The 17728-nt window shown below is 31.9% G+C and carries 21 protein-coding genes and 1 tRNA gene; 11 read left to right on the top strand and 11 right to left on the bottom strand.

The genetic code is table 11. The features are described 5' to 3' along the window. Window positions 1-248: 248 nt before the first annotated feature. Together FG167_RS11375 and FG167_RS11370 are read left to right on the top strand one after the other, a co-directional pair. Window positions 249-1259: an AI-2E family transporter gene (locus FG167_RS11375; protein WP_203458374.1), complete on the top strand. Its 1011-nt coding sequence runs from the start codon at window positions 249-251 to the stop codon at window positions 1257-1259. 40 nt (window positions 1260-1299) lie between these two features. After that, the gene (locus FG167_RS11370) at window positions 1300-1719 is read left to right on the top strand and encodes an arsenate reductase family protein (protein ID WP_203458373.1); all 420 of its coding nucleotides are present in this window, start codon (window positions 1300-1302) and stop codon (window positions 1717-1719) included. Here FG167_RS11370 and FG167_RS11365 read toward each other — a convergent pair. From FG167_RS11365 to FG167_RS11345, 5 genes are all read right to left on the bottom strand, one after another. Beyond that, window positions 1716-2030 (bottom strand): hypothetical protein, encoded by a 315-nt coding sequence (locus FG167_RS11365; RefSeq protein WP_203458372.1) that lies wholly within the window; start codon window positions 2028-2030, stop codon window positions 1716-1718. The genes FG167_RS11370 and FG167_RS11365 overlap by 4 nt on opposite strands. A gap of 98 nt (window positions 2031-2128) precedes the next feature. Continuing rightward, window positions 2129-2299: a hypothetical protein gene (locus FG167_RS11360; protein WP_203458371.1), complete on the bottom strand. Its 171-nt coding sequence runs from the start codon at window positions 2297-2299 to the stop codon at window positions 2129-2131. A 29-nt stretch (window positions 2300-2328) separates the two neighbouring features. Beyond that, window positions 2329-2490, bottom strand: coding sequence for a DUF1328 domain-containing protein (locus FG167_RS11355; protein WP_203458370.1), 162 nt, complete (start codon window positions 2488-2490; stop codon window positions 2329-2331). A 129-nt stretch (window positions 2491-2619) separates the two neighbouring features. Then, window positions 2620-3294, bottom strand: coding sequence for an SOS response-associated peptidase family protein (locus FG167_RS11350; RefSeq protein WP_203458369.1), 675 nt, complete (start codon window positions 3292-3294; stop codon window positions 2620-2622). 142 nt (window positions 3295-3436) lie between these two features. Further along, window positions 3437-3886 (bottom strand): PA2169 family four-helix-bundle protein, encoded by a 450-nt coding sequence (locus tag FG167_RS11345; protein ID WP_203458368.1) that lies wholly within the window; start codon window positions 3884-3886, stop codon window positions 3437-3439. Window positions 3887-4154: 268 nt separating this feature from the next. On the opposite strand from FG167_RS11345, the gene FG167_RS11340 reads away from it, so the two are divergent. Beyond that, the gene (locus FG167_RS11340; RefSeq protein ID WP_203458367.1) at window positions 4155-5192 is read left to right on the top strand and encodes an AraC family transcriptional regulator; all 1038 of its coding nucleotides are present in this window, start codon (window positions 4155-4157) and stop codon (window positions 5190-5192) included. Window positions 5193-5201: 9 nt separating this feature from the next. Here FG167_RS11340 and FG167_RS11335 read toward each other — a convergent pair whose 3' ends face one another. From FG167_RS11335 to FG167_RS11315, 5 genes are all read right to left on the bottom strand, one after another. Next, entirely contained in the window at window positions 5202-6284 is a 1083-nt protein-coding gene (locus FG167_RS11335; RefSeq protein ID WP_203458366.1) for a DUF748 domain-containing protein, read from the bottom strand. A gap of 21 nt (window positions 6285-6305) precedes the next feature. Further along, window positions 6306-7850 carry a hypothetical protein gene (locus tag FG167_RS11330; protein WP_203458365.1) on the bottom strand — a complete coding sequence of 515 codons (1545 nt, stop codon included), beginning with the start codon at window positions 7848-7850 and terminating at the stop codon, window positions 6306-6308. Window positions 7851-8002: 152 nt separating this feature from the next. Next, complete coding sequence (locus FG167_RS11325; RefSeq protein ID WP_055442486.1) at window positions 8003-8203, bottom strand: DUF6327 family protein; 201 nt, start codon at window positions 8201-8203, stop codon at window positions 8003-8005. A 5-nt stretch (window positions 8204-8208) separates the two neighbouring features. Then, window positions 8209-8556: a hypothetical protein gene (locus tag FG167_RS11320; protein ID WP_055442487.1), complete on the bottom strand. Its 348-nt coding sequence runs from the start codon at window positions 8554-8556 to the stop codon at window positions 8209-8211. 3 nt (window positions 8557-8559) lie between these two features. After that, entirely contained in the window at window positions 8560-8892 is a 333-nt protein-coding gene (locus tag FG167_RS11315; protein WP_055442488.1) for a YtxH domain-containing protein, read from the bottom strand. A gap of 191 nt (window positions 8893-9083) precedes the next feature. On the opposite strand from FG167_RS11315, the gene FG167_RS11310 reads away from it, so the two are divergent. After that, a complete protein-coding gene (locus FG167_RS11310) occupies window positions 9084-10448 on the top strand; it encodes an NAD-dependent succinate-semialdehyde dehydrogenase (RefSeq protein ID WP_203458364.1) in 1365 nt (454 codons plus the stop codon). Between the two features lie 60 nt (window positions 10449-10508). Here the strand turns inward: FG167_RS11310 and FG167_RS11305 are convergent. Next, window positions 10509-10583: transfer RNA gene (locus FG167_RS11305), tRNA-Pro, on the bottom strand. 98 nt (window positions 10584-10681) lie between these two features. On the opposite strand from FG167_RS11305, the gene FG167_RS11300 reads away from it, so the two are divergent. Genes FG167_RS11300 through scpA form a run of 7 tightly spaced genes read left to right on the top strand, consistent with a single transcriptional unit; the run spans window position 10682 to window position 17632 of the window. Beyond that, on the top strand, window positions 10682-11788 hold the full coding sequence (locus FG167_RS11300) for a PQQ-dependent sugar dehydrogenase (protein WP_203458363.1): 1107 nt from the start codon (window positions 10682-10684) through the stop codon (window positions 11786-11788). Window positions 11789-11824: 36 nt separating this feature from the next. Next, window positions 11825-12433 (top strand): uridine kinase, encoded by a 609-nt coding sequence (gene udk, locus FG167_RS11295; RefSeq protein WP_203458362.1) that lies wholly within the window; start codon window positions 11825-11827, stop codon window positions 12431-12433. Further along, window positions 12433-12735, top strand: a complete 303-nt coding sequence (locus FG167_RS11290; protein WP_203458361.1) for a septum formation initiator family protein — start codon at window positions 12433-12435, stop codon at window positions 12733-12735. Before udk ends, FG167_RS11290 begins: the two co-directional genes overlap by 1 nt. Continuing rightward, window positions 12728-14080 carry a methylmalonyl-CoA mutase subunit beta gene (locus FG167_RS11285; protein WP_203458360.1) on the top strand — a complete coding sequence of 451 codons (1353 nt, stop codon included), beginning with the start codon at window positions 12728-12730 and terminating at the stop codon, window positions 14078-14080. The genes FG167_RS11290 and FG167_RS11285 overlap by 8 nt, the downstream gene beginning before the upstream one ends. A gap of 13 nt (window positions 14081-14093) precedes the next feature. Further along, window positions 14094-14852 carry a hypothetical protein gene (locus FG167_RS11280; RefSeq protein ID WP_203458359.1) on the top strand — a complete coding sequence of 253 codons (759 nt, stop codon included), beginning with the start codon at window positions 14094-14096 and terminating at the stop codon, window positions 14850-14852. A gap of 6 nt (window positions 14853-14858) precedes the next feature. Next, window positions 14859-15491, top strand: coding sequence for a hypothetical protein (locus FG167_RS11275; protein ID WP_203458358.1), 633 nt, complete (start codon window positions 14859-14861; stop codon window positions 15489-15491). Then, the gene (gene scpA, locus FG167_RS11270) at window positions 15488-17632 is read left to right on the top strand and encodes a methylmalonyl-CoA mutase (RefSeq protein WP_203461103.1); all 2145 of its coding nucleotides are present in this window, start codon (window positions 15488-15490) and stop codon (window positions 17630-17632) included. The genes FG167_RS11275 and scpA overlap by 4 nt, the downstream gene beginning before the upstream one ends. The last annotated feature ends 96 nt before the right edge of the window (window positions 17633-17728 follow it).

The raw sequence follows: 17728 nt of genomic DNA, 5'->3' as shown, positions 1-17728 counted from the left end.
CGTTTAAGTTATCAACAGTTATTATCTATTCATAACAATTATTGATGTTTCCATAAACGACCTAAATATTTCGCTCATTTATAATCTTTCCGATTGGATTTAATCTAAAATTTAGCAATACAGTTAACATGTTATGTAAAGCGATTAATCTTTTATGTGACTTAAGCATACCTTTGGTAGTAGCAAATCCATTCGTGTATTAACTATAATAATTTCAGTTAAAACAAAACCAATAATTCCAATTTAAAATGAAGCAAATTAGCCATAAAGTTATTAATCAGCTCTTCCTATTAGCTATCATACTGAGCATAGCAAGTCTTATTTTATTAGAAATACTGCCTTATTTTTCAGGAGTTTTAGGCGCCATAACCATTTATGTTTTATTACGTATGCCTATGAAAAAACTGGTACAGAAGGGTTGGAATAAAGAACTTGCTGCTATCGTTTTATTAATCTTATCGTTTATATGTATTTTATTACCTGTTACAGGAATAGTATTTATGTTAGGTAATAAAGTGAGTAATGCTGCCGAAAATTCAGAACGTGTTACCAATGCGATTAAATTACAGCTTGAAAAAATTGAAAATGCTTTAGGCTACAATATTAGTTCTCAAATAGATGCCTCTCAAGTCTCTAGCATCGTTTCTGAAAAACTACAAAGTATTGCAGGTAGTACTTTTGAAGTCGCTATTGCCATCTTCATTATGTATTTCTTACTTTTTTACATGTTAACAAATAGACGAAAATTAAGAGAAAGCCTGTTTGCATATATTCCTCTGCATAAAGACAATTTAAAAATTATTGGCGAAGATGTTAATGTTATGGTACGTTCTAATGCATTAGGAATCCCTTTAGTTGCTATCGCTCAAGGTATTGTTGCGCTTATTGGATTTTTAATTTTCGGAATAGAGAATCCGTTCTTCTGGTTTGTCATGGTAACCATAGGTTCTATGATTCCGTTTGTTGGCGGCATGCTAGGTATAATACCTGCGTTTATATTAACCTACGCTAATGGAGATGCTTTTCAAGCTTGGGGAATACTACTCTACGGACTAATTATTGTTGGTTCTACAGATAATTTAATTCGACTTTTTGTTCTAAAAAAACTAGACAATGTGCATCCTTTAATCACTTTAATTGGTGTTATTATTGGTGTGCCTTTATTTGGTTTTATCGGATTAATTTTTGGCCCGTTATTATTAAGCCTATTCCTGGTAATGGTTCGGATTTATAAAAAGGAATACAGCGAAGAAATATAAATACGCTTTAAGAAACAAGTACAACTAAAAGCAAAAACAAATGGGAATAATATCAAAACATAAAAATAAGATTAAATTATATTACAGTTCTAATAGTTCTTTAGGGAAACAAACCTTAGCCTATGTTACTGCATCAAAAAAAGATGTTTTAGCTATTGATTTATCTAAAACAAAGCTAACAGGAACACAATGGATAGAGATTGCTGAAGCGCTTCATACTCCACTGTCTAGTTTGGTAAATCAAAAGCATCCGTATTTCACACAAAATTACACCGAAAAGGGCATCCATTTAGGTAATGAAGATTGGATTAAGGTTTTACATAAGAATCCGGAAGTACTTAAAGGATCTATATTAATAGTTGATAATTCATTTTATCTATTAGAAACGCCTACCGATTTCCTAAAACACATGGAACCAGATACTGCAGCATTACATCCTCAAAAACCACATGAAGATTAATTCGCATTATTATTTGATTTTGGTATTTCTTTAAAAAATTCTGCTAATTCTAAATTTCCTGTTGGTGCATAGCTAGCCAAAACAGTTCCTTTGAAACCAGAGTCTGTTTTTATAGCATATAATATAGAGGCATCTGACGGATTACTCATTCCTTCAAAGCGCATTTCTTGATCTATAAAGATTTGTTCTGGTTTTAATTTCTCCTTAGAATTTATTTCTACCAAAAGGCCGTCTATCATCCTAAAATTACTGGTATAGCCTTTTTCTTTTAATGCGTTTATATATTCTATTTCATGTTTTGCATATTCCATAATACTTGTATTTTAAATAAAAAAGGCAGTAAAATCGTGGATTAAACTGCCTTTCTTTGATTATTAAAAACTACTGACAATACTATTAAAGCTTGGCATTAATCTACTGCATCTTCTATTTCATCTCCTGCATCTTCAATACCATCTCCAATGTCGTCTGTTACATCTTCGACAGCGTCTTCTACTTTATCTTTTTTATCTTCTCTGCAACTGGTAAAAACGGCAGACATGGTAAATATTAGTAGTACTGAATAAATTAATTTTTTCATCGTGTTTTGTTTTAGTGTTTTAGTATTTATTAAATTTTCTTTCTTCCTGTAATTAAGGACACAACAAAGAGTACTATAAAAATATAAAATAGAATTTTTGCTATACTTGCTGCTCCTTCAGATATCCCTCCGAAACCAAAAATTCCGGCGATTATTGCTAAAATGACAAAAATGATTGCGTAACGTAACATATTATTTTGGTTTTAAATTAGTAATACAATGTCTTTCATTGCATTAGGGTAAAGGTCATTCATTATTAGGAATTAGATTAACGGTATCCAATCTTAAATGAACTCTTTTAAGAATTATTCCTGTATTTCTTAAAATTGGTTATTAGAAATAGCATAAAGATCTAATGTTTTTTGATCTACAACTTCAGATTCAAACGTATACGTATCTAAATCTTTTACAAGACTTTTTAAATCGAAAAACGAATTATCTTCGGCCAACCAATAATCGAAATATTTTTTCTTAAGCACTAAAGGTTGTTTTATAGAAAAGCTTGGAATAGAATTAGCTTTAGAATTTGTGTTTGTAGTTATAAGAACAGAGCAGGTTTTAAAACCATCGGCCAATTCATTATATATTCCAGCCAAGCAAAAAGGCAGGTTATTTTTACGAAAAACATGAAAAGATTTAATTTTCCCGTTACTTATGTAGGTGGTATAAAATCCGGTAACAATAATTAAGCAACGTCTTTTGTTTAAAGCTTCCGAAAGAAATGGATCTTTTTCATTTATATTCTGAATATCCACATTTAAGGTATTAGATATATTTTGAAAAACCGCCCAGTTTTCTTCAAAATCAGTAGGTAATAATCCCCAAATAGAAAAATCGATAATCTTCGGCTTTTCCATGGTGATAATTGGTAAGGAAACCTCTTTAAAACCATTTAACACTTGTATAGGCCTATATAATTTAGGATATGCAAATGGTGTATTAAGTTCCTGCTCTATTTGTTTTAAACTAGCTGTATTTCGTAATTTATAAAACATATCTTTTATTTTAAATAAAGGAATAATAAACCAAAGTTCTTAATGCCTTTGATAAAAATAGGTGCGCTATTCCCTTTAACAAAATAAAAAAGGAAATACCGTAATAGCATTTCCTTTTTTAATGCATTGGTGAAGCATTTTTTTATTTTAAATCTTCTAATCTCTTAATAGTATTAAGCTCTTGCTGAATGTGATTTTTCTGATTAAAAAGCATGTTTTTTGTATTTAAAGGCAAACCGACTTCACCAAGAACCTCTTCGTATTCTGCTATGGCCGCTTTTTCTCCTCTAATGGCTTCTTCTAACATGGATTCATCATTATCTGAAGATAAGGCAGCTTTTACATCCATCCAAGCTCTGTGTGCTTTTCCGGTTAGACTACCATCTTTTTCTGTGGGTTGCCCAAAAGATTTAATTTCTGTTTTTAGTTCATATCCAAAATCATAACGCTCTTGTGCCTTTTTATTAAAAAAGTTTTTTAGTCCAATATGCTTCGCGTTTTCTGCTGCTTTTTTATACCCTTTTTCGGCATCGTAGTTTTTCTCTAATAAAGCATTTAATCTGTTTCCTACTTTGTCTGTGTAATTGCTCATTTCTAAATGTTTTTTTGATTAGCAACATTTTATTTTAAGATATATGTCACATACTATCTAAACGTATCTCCAGTATAAGACCGAGTTCGTTATAGTCCAAAATTAACACTAAAGTACAAGAGGTATTAACGCACATCCTATGGATTTTAGCTCATTTAATGATTTAAGAAATCATTAACAGAATCTAGGTATATCTATTTTCATTATTTTAATATATCTTTACTTTAATATTTAGAATAACGAAACGCTTTATATGCTACGTCATTAAATGAAAATTATCAAAATTAATGCTGAAAATACTGTGGACAGTATTAAGCAATTTAAAGAGCAAATTGGAGGAAAGATTACTCAGAAATGGGGAGAATACCGTTTGGATCTGGATAATGATTCTGCCAAAGGATATATTCGATTAATGACCTTTGATTGGGGCGTAAGTTTTATAGAGTATCATCTTATCTTTTTTGAGGAAATACAAGTAATCGTAGATCCTTCTAATTTTAATCCCATCCGTTTTACGTATTCTTTAAATGGTTCTTTTCAACATAAATTTAGTGACCAGAAAGAATATACTATTGTAGAGCAGTTTCACTCCTTTATTGGCACTTGTGACAGTGATGTATCGCATCATTTTTACTTTCCTAAAGGAATACATTTAGAACTGAATAACATTAAAATTGTACGCAAACAGTTTTTAAACAAAAGGATTAATATTGCGCACATGCTAAACAAAAAATTACATGCTATTTTTGTGGATAAAGAGCATGAAAAAAAGTTTGCTTACTACGGACCTATTAGTCTTAAAATGGCAGATCGCGTGAAAGCTTTACAAGATATTAAAACGAAAGGCATGATTAGGCTACTAAAAGCAGAAGGCGAATTGTACCACCTTTTGTCCATGCATATTGAGTTTTATAACAAATACGACAATGCGAATGTTCTTGAAATTGATCTCCAAAAAACGGAATTAAAAATAATAAAGAAACTTGGTAAAAAAATAGTTAAAACTCCTTCTGACAATTATTCTTTAGACGAATTATCTAAAAAAACAGGCTTGTCGCAAGCGAAGTTACAAGAAGGTTTTAAATTTTTATTTGCAAGAACCGTAACCGAATATATTAGACACGTTAGACTAGAAAAAGCTAGAGATTTAATGAATAACACGAACTTAAATATTTCGCAAATAGTATATTCTATTGGTTTTACGAGCAGAAGTTATTTTTCTAAAATTTTTAAAAATAAATATAATATTACTCCTAATGAATATAAGAAACAGCTTGTAGTTCTTATAGAAGAAGACGAATCTTAAAACAACACCTTATTCTTTTACGGCTTCTTTTTCCGCGTCTTTAAAATCGATATCATTATCAATAACATTTTTAAACGCTTCTACCCATGCATTTTTAAAGATGTTAGTTATGGTTGGCCAAACTTTAGAATCTACCGTATTCAAATCTCCAGAAATCGGTACTTTAGTCGCCAACGTATTTTCTTTTTGATTTTTTAAAACAAACTTAAAAAAGCCTACAAATCCTTCCCAAAGGGTTTCTAAAAAACCATCTTCTTTTCCTATTAATACCGCATCTTTTAAAATGGGTTTCACATAGCCTTTTAGATAGCCGTCTGCAATAGCAACCTCACTAAAAACATTAAAATTTCCTTTTTTAAAATCAATACCAGCGTAGTGATTTGTAAAATCGTTTAGAGCAGAAACGTTTGCATTTTCTAAGGAAAAAGAAATATCCATATCTGGAATTTTCTTAATAATATTCATTTTACCATCTAACTTAAAGTTTCCTTCTCCAACAGAAATAGCAGTTGCATGAATGGTAGATGGTAATTTTACCGATTTTTCAACTACATTTCTTAAATTAGACATAGACAATTGTACTTTATCTAAATGCAGGTCTATGGTTGGGTCTGCAGTAACTTCGACAAACGCAAACTTACCGTCACGAATCTCTAAGTTATTAATATCTATGGGAACTAGATCGGTTAGTGCTTTGGACCAATCATCAATATCAGAAGTATTTTCTTTTTCCGATTGATCTTCAAACACATAAATAACTTCTGGACTAGTCATTACTATTTCACTTACAATCTTACCTTTAAACAAGGATTTCCATTCTATAGAAATATCGGTTTTTGGGAAGTTTAAAAAAGGTACTTGAGAACTTGCGTTCCCTTTATTCAAGTACAAATTATCTATAACATAAGCACCGCGTACTAAAGAAATATCAATATCTTCTACTTGTCCGTAATAGCCAGGAATATCTGCAAGCACCTTGTTTACGTGGTTTTTCACAATAAATGGCAACATTAATCTAAGAATTAATACGGTTACCACAAGTAAAAAAGGAATGATATATCTTTTCTTTTTAAATATTTTACGTTTGTTCATCTGGGACTTTAAAATTTAATTTTATTTACTTCCTTTTCCTGTTAATGTGCTTATTAAACCACTCTGTACATTAATCCACAAATAATTAAAGAAAGATTTTGTTGTATTACGATTCACCGCTATTTCTCCATGTCGGTACCCATCTTCATCTGTTTTAGAACCATCATTTACAAACACATTACCAATAGTTGTTAAAAAGGTATTAACCTTGTTTTTATCATTTAGTATTTCAAATTTAAACGCTTCGTATTTCATTTTCAAATCTCCTTTTGCGCTGGCATTATTCCCACTAAAAGTAAAGTAAATCTGTTCTATTTCTCCTTCTGCTTTTGCATTTAAATTTGTCTCAAAAAAAGTATTTGCTATTTCTGCATCGAAATTCTCAAACGCTCCAGAGGCTAAAAAAGCATCCTGTTTATTAGTAACATCAAAATGAATATCTAAGCGCATTGGTGCTTTATCCATAAAATTAGAACGAATAGCTATTTTGGTTTTCTCTCCTTTTTTATAGGTATTTCCTAGATTAGTTAACTTAGCATTTACGGTTTTAAAAAAGATTGCTCCAGCTCGCGTAGTAGCACCTAATCTTTCGGCATAAGCGACATTACCATTATTAACGTCTAGGTTATGTATGGATAAATCTATTGGTAAATCGCGTAACATTTTGCTATACATACTTTTGATTCGTATATCATCTGCAACTCTTTTATCTCTATAAAGACTTAAATTGGGTTGTTCTATTTTTCCGGAATCTGCGGTTACAAAAAAAACGTCTTTATGAAACCCGAAGTCTAATTTATGGAGTACTACTTCTGGAATATGAAGATTTACATGATCGCGTTCTACTTTAATTTTAGAAGACAACGCTTCTTTTGAAAACTTGGTTTCTAAGAAGATGTTTTTCAGATGAAGCCCTTTATTATCTAAGCTGAAATCGTCTATCTTTAAGACTTCATAAGTACTTAAATTCATGAAAAACTGTTTCGTAGTAAGCTGATAATCAAGATAATTAAACGGTATTTTTTGCTGTATTGTTTCCGCATTGAAATGAAGATTATTTACATTAAAATCGATTCTATCTACATTGGCTACAAGCGTATCTGATTTAGCATCTTTCACTTGTAAAGCGCCATTTACAACGGAGAAATTATGTATGGTAATTATTTTATTAAATGAAGACTTTTCAGTAGTATCTTTTTGTTCCCTTTGTTTTTCAGAATAGCTATGGTATTCCAATTTGGGTTGCGTGAAAACAATATTATCTACTGCAATGGTATTATTAAAAATAAACTGCCATAAACTAAATCCATCAACCTTAAGAGTATTCGCATTCAATGTTGCCATTAGATTTTTATCTGCATGTAGTACTTTTGCAGATAGACTTTCCAATTTCACTGTACCGTTAAAAACATTGGCATGTATTGTAGCATATTCTAGCGTTATGTTTTCTGGCAATTTAGTATCCAATACTTGAATTACTTCTTTTTTGAATTTATTTTGAAGAAAGAATAAGCTCCCAATACAAACCATTAAGAATATACTTATTATTATTTTTGACCTATGCATACATTAGATTTAAGAATAAGAAAGTGTGAAATTATAAACCTGAGTAATACCTAAAGTAATGAAGCACATACTCAAACCATAAAAGGAATAACTTAAAAAGCGATCTAAATTTCATAGATTTTTAGACAGCTTAACATCCAAATGCTGGCTTATCATTTAATGATCTTTTTCAATAACATATACCCACCCATTTTTCCCGCAATTTTTAATGCAGTATTCACCCAATTTAAAGGCTGAAGATCTTCTTTAAATTCTTCTTTAACTAGTTTCAATTCTTCCCAAGCTATTTGTCGCTCTAGGTCTAACTTTTTCAAGTCATTATCAATATCTTTAAAGGAATTATAGGTTTTCATAGGTCTTAATTAAAAAATTTAATGGAAATTTTCTGGATTATTTTTCGATCGATATGCTTTCTTAAAACATAAACTAATATGGCTAGCATCAAAAAAATGACAGCAACAATTAGGCAACCCAGTGTTATACTATCTAGGGCATTACCAATTGCAATAGCTCCAGAAATGGCTAAAAAAATGAGCCCTAAAAACACTAAAGCGCCAACAGCAAAAAGCTTCACAATTAAACTAAATGAAAAAGTTAATTGCTGAAATGCCTTAAGCGTGATATACTCTTGTGATGTTTTTAAATACTTTTCACCAAGATCTGTTGCCTTATCGGACGTGTTATTTAAAGATTCAAATACGCTCATCTATTATGACGTTTTTTGTAACTTCTTATTTTTCGCTTTTAAATCCTTCAGTTTTTCCTCTAAAGTAGCGATTACATCTTCGGCTTTATAGCTTGCACTAGACACTATAGATTCTACTTGTTCGTCTAAAGTTTCCTTTTTTAAAGTTGCAGTTGTTACTGCCTTTTCTTTTAGTTCCATTGCTGTTTCTGCTAATTTATCTTTAGCAGCTTGTGCTTCGTCAGAAATACGTTGTCTCGTTTTTGAACCTTTATCTGGTGCAAATAAAATCCCTAAGGTGGCTCCAATTGCGGTTCCTGCTAATATTCCTAATAACGTACTATTTGAATTACTCATAATTTTTCTTTTTTTTTGTTAAACATTTATTTACGGTAAAGATACTACCGAAGTAAAACACCCCTTGACGCAATAGAATCAAGTTTTGCCTCAAAAAGAATTAGGATAACGTTAAGACTTTTCGCAAATAAGTTAATACTATACTTATCTTAACTGTAATTTTGTAATACGTTTAATTAAAACCGAATAATATGTCAGACATCATAAAATCCGTGAACCCTTACAACCAAGAAACGATAAAAAGCTATCCTTTACATAGTAAAGAGGAAGTCTTTTCGAAATTAACTTTAGCTGAAAACATTTTTAAAGATTGGAGCACAAAAGAGGTTAGTAAAAGAGCACTCCTATTATTTGAAGTAGGTAATATTTTAGAAGAACGTCTTGAAGAATTAAGTCAGCTCATTACTCTAGAAATGGGTAAACCGATTAAAGAAAGCAGGGCAGAAATTAAAAAATGTGTTTTTCTATGTGATTTTTATGCCACTAATGCCGATGCTTTTTTAGCAGATCAAATAATTGAAACCGATGCACAGGAAAGCTTTATCAGTTATGATCCTTTAGGCGTGATACTATCGGTAATGCCATGGAATTATCCTTTTTGGCAAGTCTTTCGTTTTGCGGCACCAACATTAACTGCAGGAAATACGGCGCTTTTAAAACATGCTTCTAACGTTAGTGGTTGTGCTTTGGCTATTCAAGAGATATTTGAGGAAGCTGGATATCCAAAAGGCTGTTTTCAAACCTTAATTACAGATCATAAAAATATAGAAGCCATTTTAAAAGAGGACATTCTAAAAGCGGTTTCCTTAACTGGAAGTGAAAAAGCAGGAAGAACTATTGCAAGAATTGCTGGTGAAAATTTAAAGAAAGCGGTATTAGAGTTAGGCGGAAACAATGCTTGTATTGTATTAGATGATGCCAATTTGGATAAATATATGGATACCATGGTAAAAGCTAGAATGCAGAATGCTGGACAAAGTTGTATTGCTGCCAAACGATTTATAGTTACTGAAAATATTTACGATGCCTTTTTAGAACAATTTACAGCCAAAGTAAAAGCTATAAAATATGGAGATCCATTAAATGAAGAAACAGAAATTGCAACCCTTGCCAGAGAAGACCTTGCCGAAGATTTACAAAAACAAGTAGCAGATGCTATTAGTAAAGGAGCCAAAGTGATTACTGGAAACAAAAGAAACAAAGCTTATTTTGAACCAACAATACTTACTAATGTTTCTAAAAACATGGATGTGTTTAAAGAGGAAACTTTTGGTCCCGTAGCACCAATATTTAAAGTGAAAGATTTAGAAGAAGCCATAGCATTAGCAACAGATTCTAGATTTGGATTGGGTACTATGTTATTTACCGAAGATATAGAAACAGCAACCAAAGCTATTTCAAGCATACCAGATGGTGCTTTCTTTATTAATGAAATGGTAAAATCGGATCCAAGATTACCTTTTGGAGGAACAAAAGCTTCTGGTTATGGTAGAGAATTATCTAAAGAAGGTATTCACGAATTTGTAAATATTAAAACCGTTTATATCCAGAAATAAGAAAGAAATAAGAAAAGTATATGCATAAAAAAAGCCCAACATGAAGTTGAGCTTTAGTAGTCGGGGTGGCAGGATTCGAACCTGCGGCCTCCACGTCCCAAACGTGGCGCGATAACCGGGCTACGCTACACCCCGAAAATGTGTTACCATTTAAGGTTTGCAAATATATACCTTTTCTTTAAAAACAAACAATAAAAAGAAGTAAATTGTGAATACTTTTTATTTTGTTAATTATGAAGCATCCTTTATTCCTTTTATTGGCCTTAATTTCACTTAGTTATAATTCTTGTGCCCAAGATAAAAACCCTGTAAATACAGCGCATAGCTACGAAATAATTGTTCCAGAATTACAAAATCCGTGGGGATTTGCATTTTTACCTGATGGTTCTATTCTAATAAATGAAAAATCTGGCAAGATGATTCTTTTTAAAAACAATCAGAAAATCGAAATTTCTAACCTCCCAAAAATAGAACATCTTGGTCAAGGCGGTTTAATGGATGTAGCATTACATCCTAATTACAAAGAAAATGGATGGCTCTATATTTCTTATGCTTCCTCTAATGATGAAAATGATGGCGCACATACATCTATTATGCGCGCAAAATTAAATGGAAACAAACTTGTAGAACAAGAAGTACTTTATAAGGCTTTACCAAATACCACAGCAGGACAACATTTTGGTTCTAGAATAGCCTTTGATAATCAGAATTATCTATACTTCTCTATTGGAGAACGTGGCAAACGAGATATCAATCCGCAAGACATTACTCGTGATGGTGGAAAAATATATCGTTTGCATGACGATGGATCTATTCCTGATGACAATCCATTTCTAACTATTCCAAATGCAAAAAAGGCGATTTACTCCTACGGACATAGAAATCCGCAAGGTATGACTAAACACCCTATTACTGGAGAAATTTGGACACACGAGCATGGTCCTCGTGGAGGCGATGAAATAAATATTATTAAAGCTGGCAAAAATTATGGCTGGCCAGAAATAACCTATGGTATTAATTATCATGGTACAAAAATCACCGACAAAACCAACTTACCAGGAATGGAACAACCGCTTCACTATTGGGATCCTTCTATAGCTCCAAGTGGCATGGCATTTATTACAAGTGATATCTACCCAAAATGGAAGGGGAATCTATTGGTTGGCTCGTTAAAGTTTCAGTATTTAGACCGATGTGTACTTAAAAAGAACAAGGTGGTTTTTGAAGAAAGATTACTCGATGGAATTGGTAGAGTACGTAGTGTTCGTCAGGGTCCAGATGGATATATTTATGTTGGTGTAGAAAATGTTGGGATAGTTAAAATAATTCCGAAGAAATAATCTTAAATTTGTGAATCTAAATCAAAACAAACATTCATGCTTATTATAGGAATTGCTGGTGGAACCGGTTGTGGAAAAACAACGGTTGTAGACCAAATACTTAACGAATTACCAGAAGGAGAAGTTGGAGTAATCTCACAAGATCATTATTATAAAGATACCTCTCACCTTTCGTTAAACGAAAGAACAAAAATTAATTTCGATCATCCTAGAAGTATCGATTTCGATTTAATAGCCGAACATTTAAAAGAATTAAAAAACGGAAACCCAATAGATCAACCGGTTTACTCTTTTGTAAAGCACAACAGAACGGGTGATACCATTCATACCATGCCAAGAAAAGTTATGATTGTAGAAGGTATTTTAATCCTTACCAATCGAGAATTACGAGACATGTTTGATATTAAAATATTTGTGCATGCAGATAGCGATGAGCGTTTAATAAGACGTTTAAAACGAGATATTGCAGAACGTGGTAGAGATTTAGACGAAGTATTATCGCGTTATCAAAACACATTAAAACCAATGCATCAACAATTTATTGAACCCATGAAGGAGTATGCAGATATTATTATACCTAACAATAAGTACAATACCGTTGCTGTTGATATAGTTAGAACTATTATAAATGAAAGAATAAGCTAATGCTGAAGTATTTTAAAAACATATTCCTTATTATATTTGCAATATTCGCTGTTTGGATGCTGTTTTTTGATGCGAACTCGTTACTCATACATAACGAACTAAATAACGATATTAATGATCTTGAAGACGAAAAAAAATTCTATCTTAAAGAAATTGAAAAAGACAATAAAGAACTAAATAAACTAAGTACAGAGGAAGGATTAGAAAAATTTGCTCGCGAAGCATATTACATGAAACGCGATAACGAAGAAATTTATATTATAGAATACGAAGACAGCATAAAAAACAAGAAGGATGACTAAAAAATTATTTACTGATTTTGACAAAGTTTCTTCAAAACAATGGAAACAAAAAATACAAGCAGACTTAAAAGGTGCAGATTATAATGACACTTTAATCTGGAAAACCAACGAAGGCATCGATGTGAAACCATTTTATCATGCAGATGAATTCGATGCACCTTTTAAAAGTATTCCAAGCCCGGAAGGCTGGTCTATTTGTCAAACTATATTTGTGTATGATGTCGCTTTGAGTAACAAAAAAGCGATAAAAGTATTAGAACGAGGAGCAGAAAGCATTCAGTTTATTATTCCTAATAAAGAAGTTTCTATTACAGATTTACTCGAAAATATAGATTTAGAAACAACCACTCTATTTTTTGAATTACAGTTTTTAGATTCCGAATTCGTAAAACAACTTTCTACCATTGCTACAAAGTCCAGTATTCAAACAGACATTATTGGCAATCTTGCAAAAACTGGAAATTGGTTTACAAACTTACAAGAAGACCATCAACATTTTGATGCTATTGTTGCTCAAACCAAATCTTTTAGTGTAGATGTATCTTTATACCAAAATGCTGGAGCAACTATGGTACAGCAATTGGGATATGCTATGGCACAAACCAATGAATATTTAAATCATTTAGAGAATACAGAAAATCAAGCGCTTCAAATTATTTTCAACGTTTCTGTAGGTACCAATTACTTTTTCGAAATTGCTAAACTGCGTGCTTTACGTTTATTATTTACCACTTTAGTTCAAGAATACAAGCTAGATGCAACTTGCCATATTTTTGTTACACCAACAAAACGTAACAAAACGATTTATGATTATAATACGAATATGTTGCGTACCACCACAGAATGTATGAGTGCTATTCTTGGGGAAGCAGATACCGTTTGTAATTTAGCTTATGATGCGATTTACCATAAAGATAATGAATTTGGCGAGCGCATTGCACGAAACCAATTACTGATTTTAAAGAGTGAAAGTTATTTTGATGTTGTAGAAAATGCTTCCGAAGGTTCTTATTATATAGAAAGCTTAACCAATCAGCTAGCAGAAAAAGCTTTAGAATTATTTAAAGATATAGAAGCAAAAGGTGGATTTTTAAATCAGTTAAAAGAAGGCACTATTCAAAGAAAAATAAAAGAAAGTGCTACCAAAGAACAAGAGCAGTTTGACACAGGAGAAATTGCACTATTAGGAACCAATAAACATCCTAATAAAAACGACAAAATGAAAGACGAATTAGAACTCTTTCCTTTTGTAAAAACAAATATTAGAAAAACTTTAATACCGCCAATTATTGAAAAACGCTTGGCTGAAAAATTAGAACAAGAAAGATTAAAAACCGAAAATTAAACCTAATTAAATCATGAAACATCCTTACCTACTGCTTTATTCTGAAGTGAAAGGATTAAAAGGATGTCGCATAAGACCAATTAAAAACAATAAATATAAACGCATGAAAACCATTAGTATTAAACTTTTATTAGTAATCTTAATGATTAACCTATCTAGCTGTAAAAAAGAAAACACTTCTTTTTCCGATTATCAATTTTCAGAAAAGGATCAGGTTATTAATTGTACCGAAGTGGATAGCAAATTATTAAACGAAGCTTTATATTCTTTTGAAAAAGACATTACCCCTTATTTTGATAAAAAGTTACAAAACACAAATCGAGCATATAACATTTTCACAAAACAAGCTTCTAATAAAAGAATAGACTTTGCTAAATTTACCTCTAAACACTCTGTAGAAATTGCAAAGGCTTTAAAAGAAGCTGGTTTTATTAATGCAAATGGTGTGAATTACAAAAACCCACTTATACATTGTATTGGTGAAAACATGAAAAAAGACGATTTAAAAACAACCTTTAATGCTTTAGTTTCTACTAACAGCATGAATAGAACGCTTTTTAATCCTGCATTACAAACAAAATCACATATAGTTTATGGAGACAAATATCTATCTCTATATGTTGCTTTAGAATATTATTACGCCGAGATATTAAAAATAGATTTCACCAATGTGAATTTTGACAGAGAAGCAGATACCAAACCTGCTAATCCCGTAAAGGCAACATCACCTAACGCGAAAGTAGATTTTAATAAACGTCCAGCAAAGAAGTAAAATGTAATGATTAAAACGCTCTACATAAAAACATTACAAGTAGCTATTATAATTAGTACTATTTTTATGTTTTCTTGTGAGCAAAAATCGGAAGCGCAAATAAAAAGAAATGCATTACCAGGAACCTATTTTGATCTTGAAAAAGATAATATCAAAATTTTTCTTCCGGTTTATTTTGAAGCATTTTCTGAAGATGCATACGAAACATTAATAGATGCTCATGAAGAATCCTATGAAAAGGAACTCGAAAAGAATCGGTTCAACTTTTTAAAATTTTCAAAAGGAAACAATTATTTTTTCAAAGACATAGCCTCTTCTACCCTTGTTAATGTGAAAATGATGAATTATTTACCTTTTACTAAAAAAGAATCCTCTCAGTTATTAGGGATAATTTCAAAGTCTTGCAACGATTATGCTAAGGTGCTTCAAACCAATTGTAAAAAAATAACAGCTGGATATTCTGAAAACTATGTAACCAAGGTATTTAAAGCGGTATATGAAATATCTAATGATACTGGTTATTTAATTTATAATAACATATATTTAATCAGTTCAAGACATAAAACATTTTCCATTAATATTTACTCAAAAACGGATCAAAATTTCAATTCATTTATTGAAAAAATACAAGTAGAATAATGCGCAAAGACATCCAACATATTACGTTAAAAAACCAAGGATCTAAAGCAAGCAATACGGACACAAAAACGGTATTGACCGCTGAAGATATTCCAGTAAAATCACATTACAGTGAAAAAGACTTACAAGATGTAGAACATATAGGTTTTGTTGCAGGACTTGCACCCAATCTTCGTGGACCATACTCTACCATGTATGTTAGAAGACCTTGGACAATAAGGCAGTATGCCGGATTTAGTACTGCTGAAGAAAGTAATGCCTTTTATAGACGTAATTTAGAAGCAGGACAAAAAGGGCTTTCTGTTGCCTTCGACTTAGCAACACATAGAGGTTATGATAGTGATCATGAACGTGTTGTTGGAGATGTTGGAAAAGCTGGAGTTGCCATAGACTCTGTAGAAGATATGAAAGTACTCTTCGACCAGATTCCATTAGATAAAATGTCGGTTTCTATGACTATGAATGGTGCTGTTTTACCCATCATGGCATTTTATATTGTTGCTGCAGAAGAACAAGGTGTTTCGTTAGAATCCTTAGCAGGAACGATTCAAAATGATATTTTAAAGGAGTTTATGGTACGTAATACATACATCTATCCTCCTACACCATCCATGAAAATTATTTCAGATATTTTTCAATATACTAGTAAGCACATGCCAAAATTTAACAGCATAAGTATTTCTGGTTACCACATGCAAGAAGCTGGAGCGACTTGTGATATTGAGTTAGCATATACTCTTGCAGATGGATTAGAATATATTAGAAAAGGATTAGACGCAGGTATGGATATTGACACTTTTGCTCCTAGGCTTTCCTTTTTCTGGGCAATTGGTATGAACCATTTTATGGAAATTGCTAAAATGCGAGCAGCAAGAATGCTTTGGGCAAAATTGGTAAAACAATTTAATCCGAAAAACACAAAATCCCTTGCATTACGTACGCATTGTCAAACGTCTGGTTGGAGCTTAACAGAGCAAGATCCTTTTAATAATGTAGCAAGAACAACTATTGAAGCTGCTGCTGCTGCATTTGGTGGTACACAAAGTTTACATACCAATGCGTTAGATGAAGCCATTGCATTACCTACAGATTTTTCTGCACGTATAGCAAGAAACACACAAATATTTTTACAAGAAGAAACTAATATAACAAAGACGGTGGATCCTTGGGCAGGAAGTTATTATGTTGAGAAACTAACCCATGACATTGCACAAAAAGCTTGGTCACTAATTGAAGAAGTTGAAGAACTTGGAGGTATGACAAAAGCCATTGAAGCTGGTATACCAAAAATTAGAATTGAAGAAGCTGCTGCACGTAAACAAGCACGAATAGATTCTAGTCAAGATATTATAGTTGGTGTAAATAAATATGTTTTAGACGAAGAAGATGCGATTGCCACTTTAGAAGTAGACAATCAAACGGTACGTTTACAGCAAATTGAAGGTTTAAACAAAATTAAAGCCGAAAGAAATACAGCAAAAGTAAACCAAGCTTTAGCAGATTTAACGGAAGCAGCTAAAGATTCTAAGGATTCCTCTTTGCATGCGGACAAGAATTTATTAGCTTTAGCCGTAATAGCTGCTCGAGAAAGAGCAACTCTAGGCGAAATTAGTGATGCTTTAGAAGCTGTCTTTGGCCGTTATAAAGCACAAATTAAATCCTTTTCTGGTGTGTATAGTAAAGAAATAAAAGACGATAAATCTTTTGCTAAGGCAAAAGAACTAGCAGATAAATTTGCGGAACAAGATGGTAGACGTCCGCGAATTATGATTGCAAAAATGGGACAAGATGGTCATGACCGTGGCGCAAAAGTAGTTGCAACTGGTTATGCAGATGTTGGTTTTGATGTAGATATTGGTCCGCTTTTTCAAACCCCACACGAGGCTGCTAAGCAAGCTGTAGAAAATGATGTACACATTCTTGGTGTTTCGTCTTTAGCTGCAGGACACAAAACGTTGGTTCCTCAGGTAATTGAAGAGCTCAAAAAATATGGACGAGAAGATATTATGGTTATTGTTGGTGGTGTAATACCTAAACAAGATTACCAATATTTATTTGATGCTGGTGCTGTTGCCGTTTTTGGACCTGGAACAAAAATTAGCGAAGCTGCAATTAAGATATTGGAAATATTGATTGATTAATAAGAATTTAAATTCCCATATAATCCCCTTTATATCCTGCTTTTAAAATTTATATATGGGATATTATTAATAAATGTGATGTTATAAAAACGTTGT

Source organism: Lacinutrix sp. WUR7 (assembly GCF_016864015.1).
Taxonomy (GTDB): Bacteria; Bacteroidota; Bacteroidia; order Flavobacteriales; family Flavobacteriaceae; genus Oceanihabitans.
Note: the sequence above shows the minus strand (reverse complement) of the source record. Positions and strands in the feature narration are given on the sequence as shown.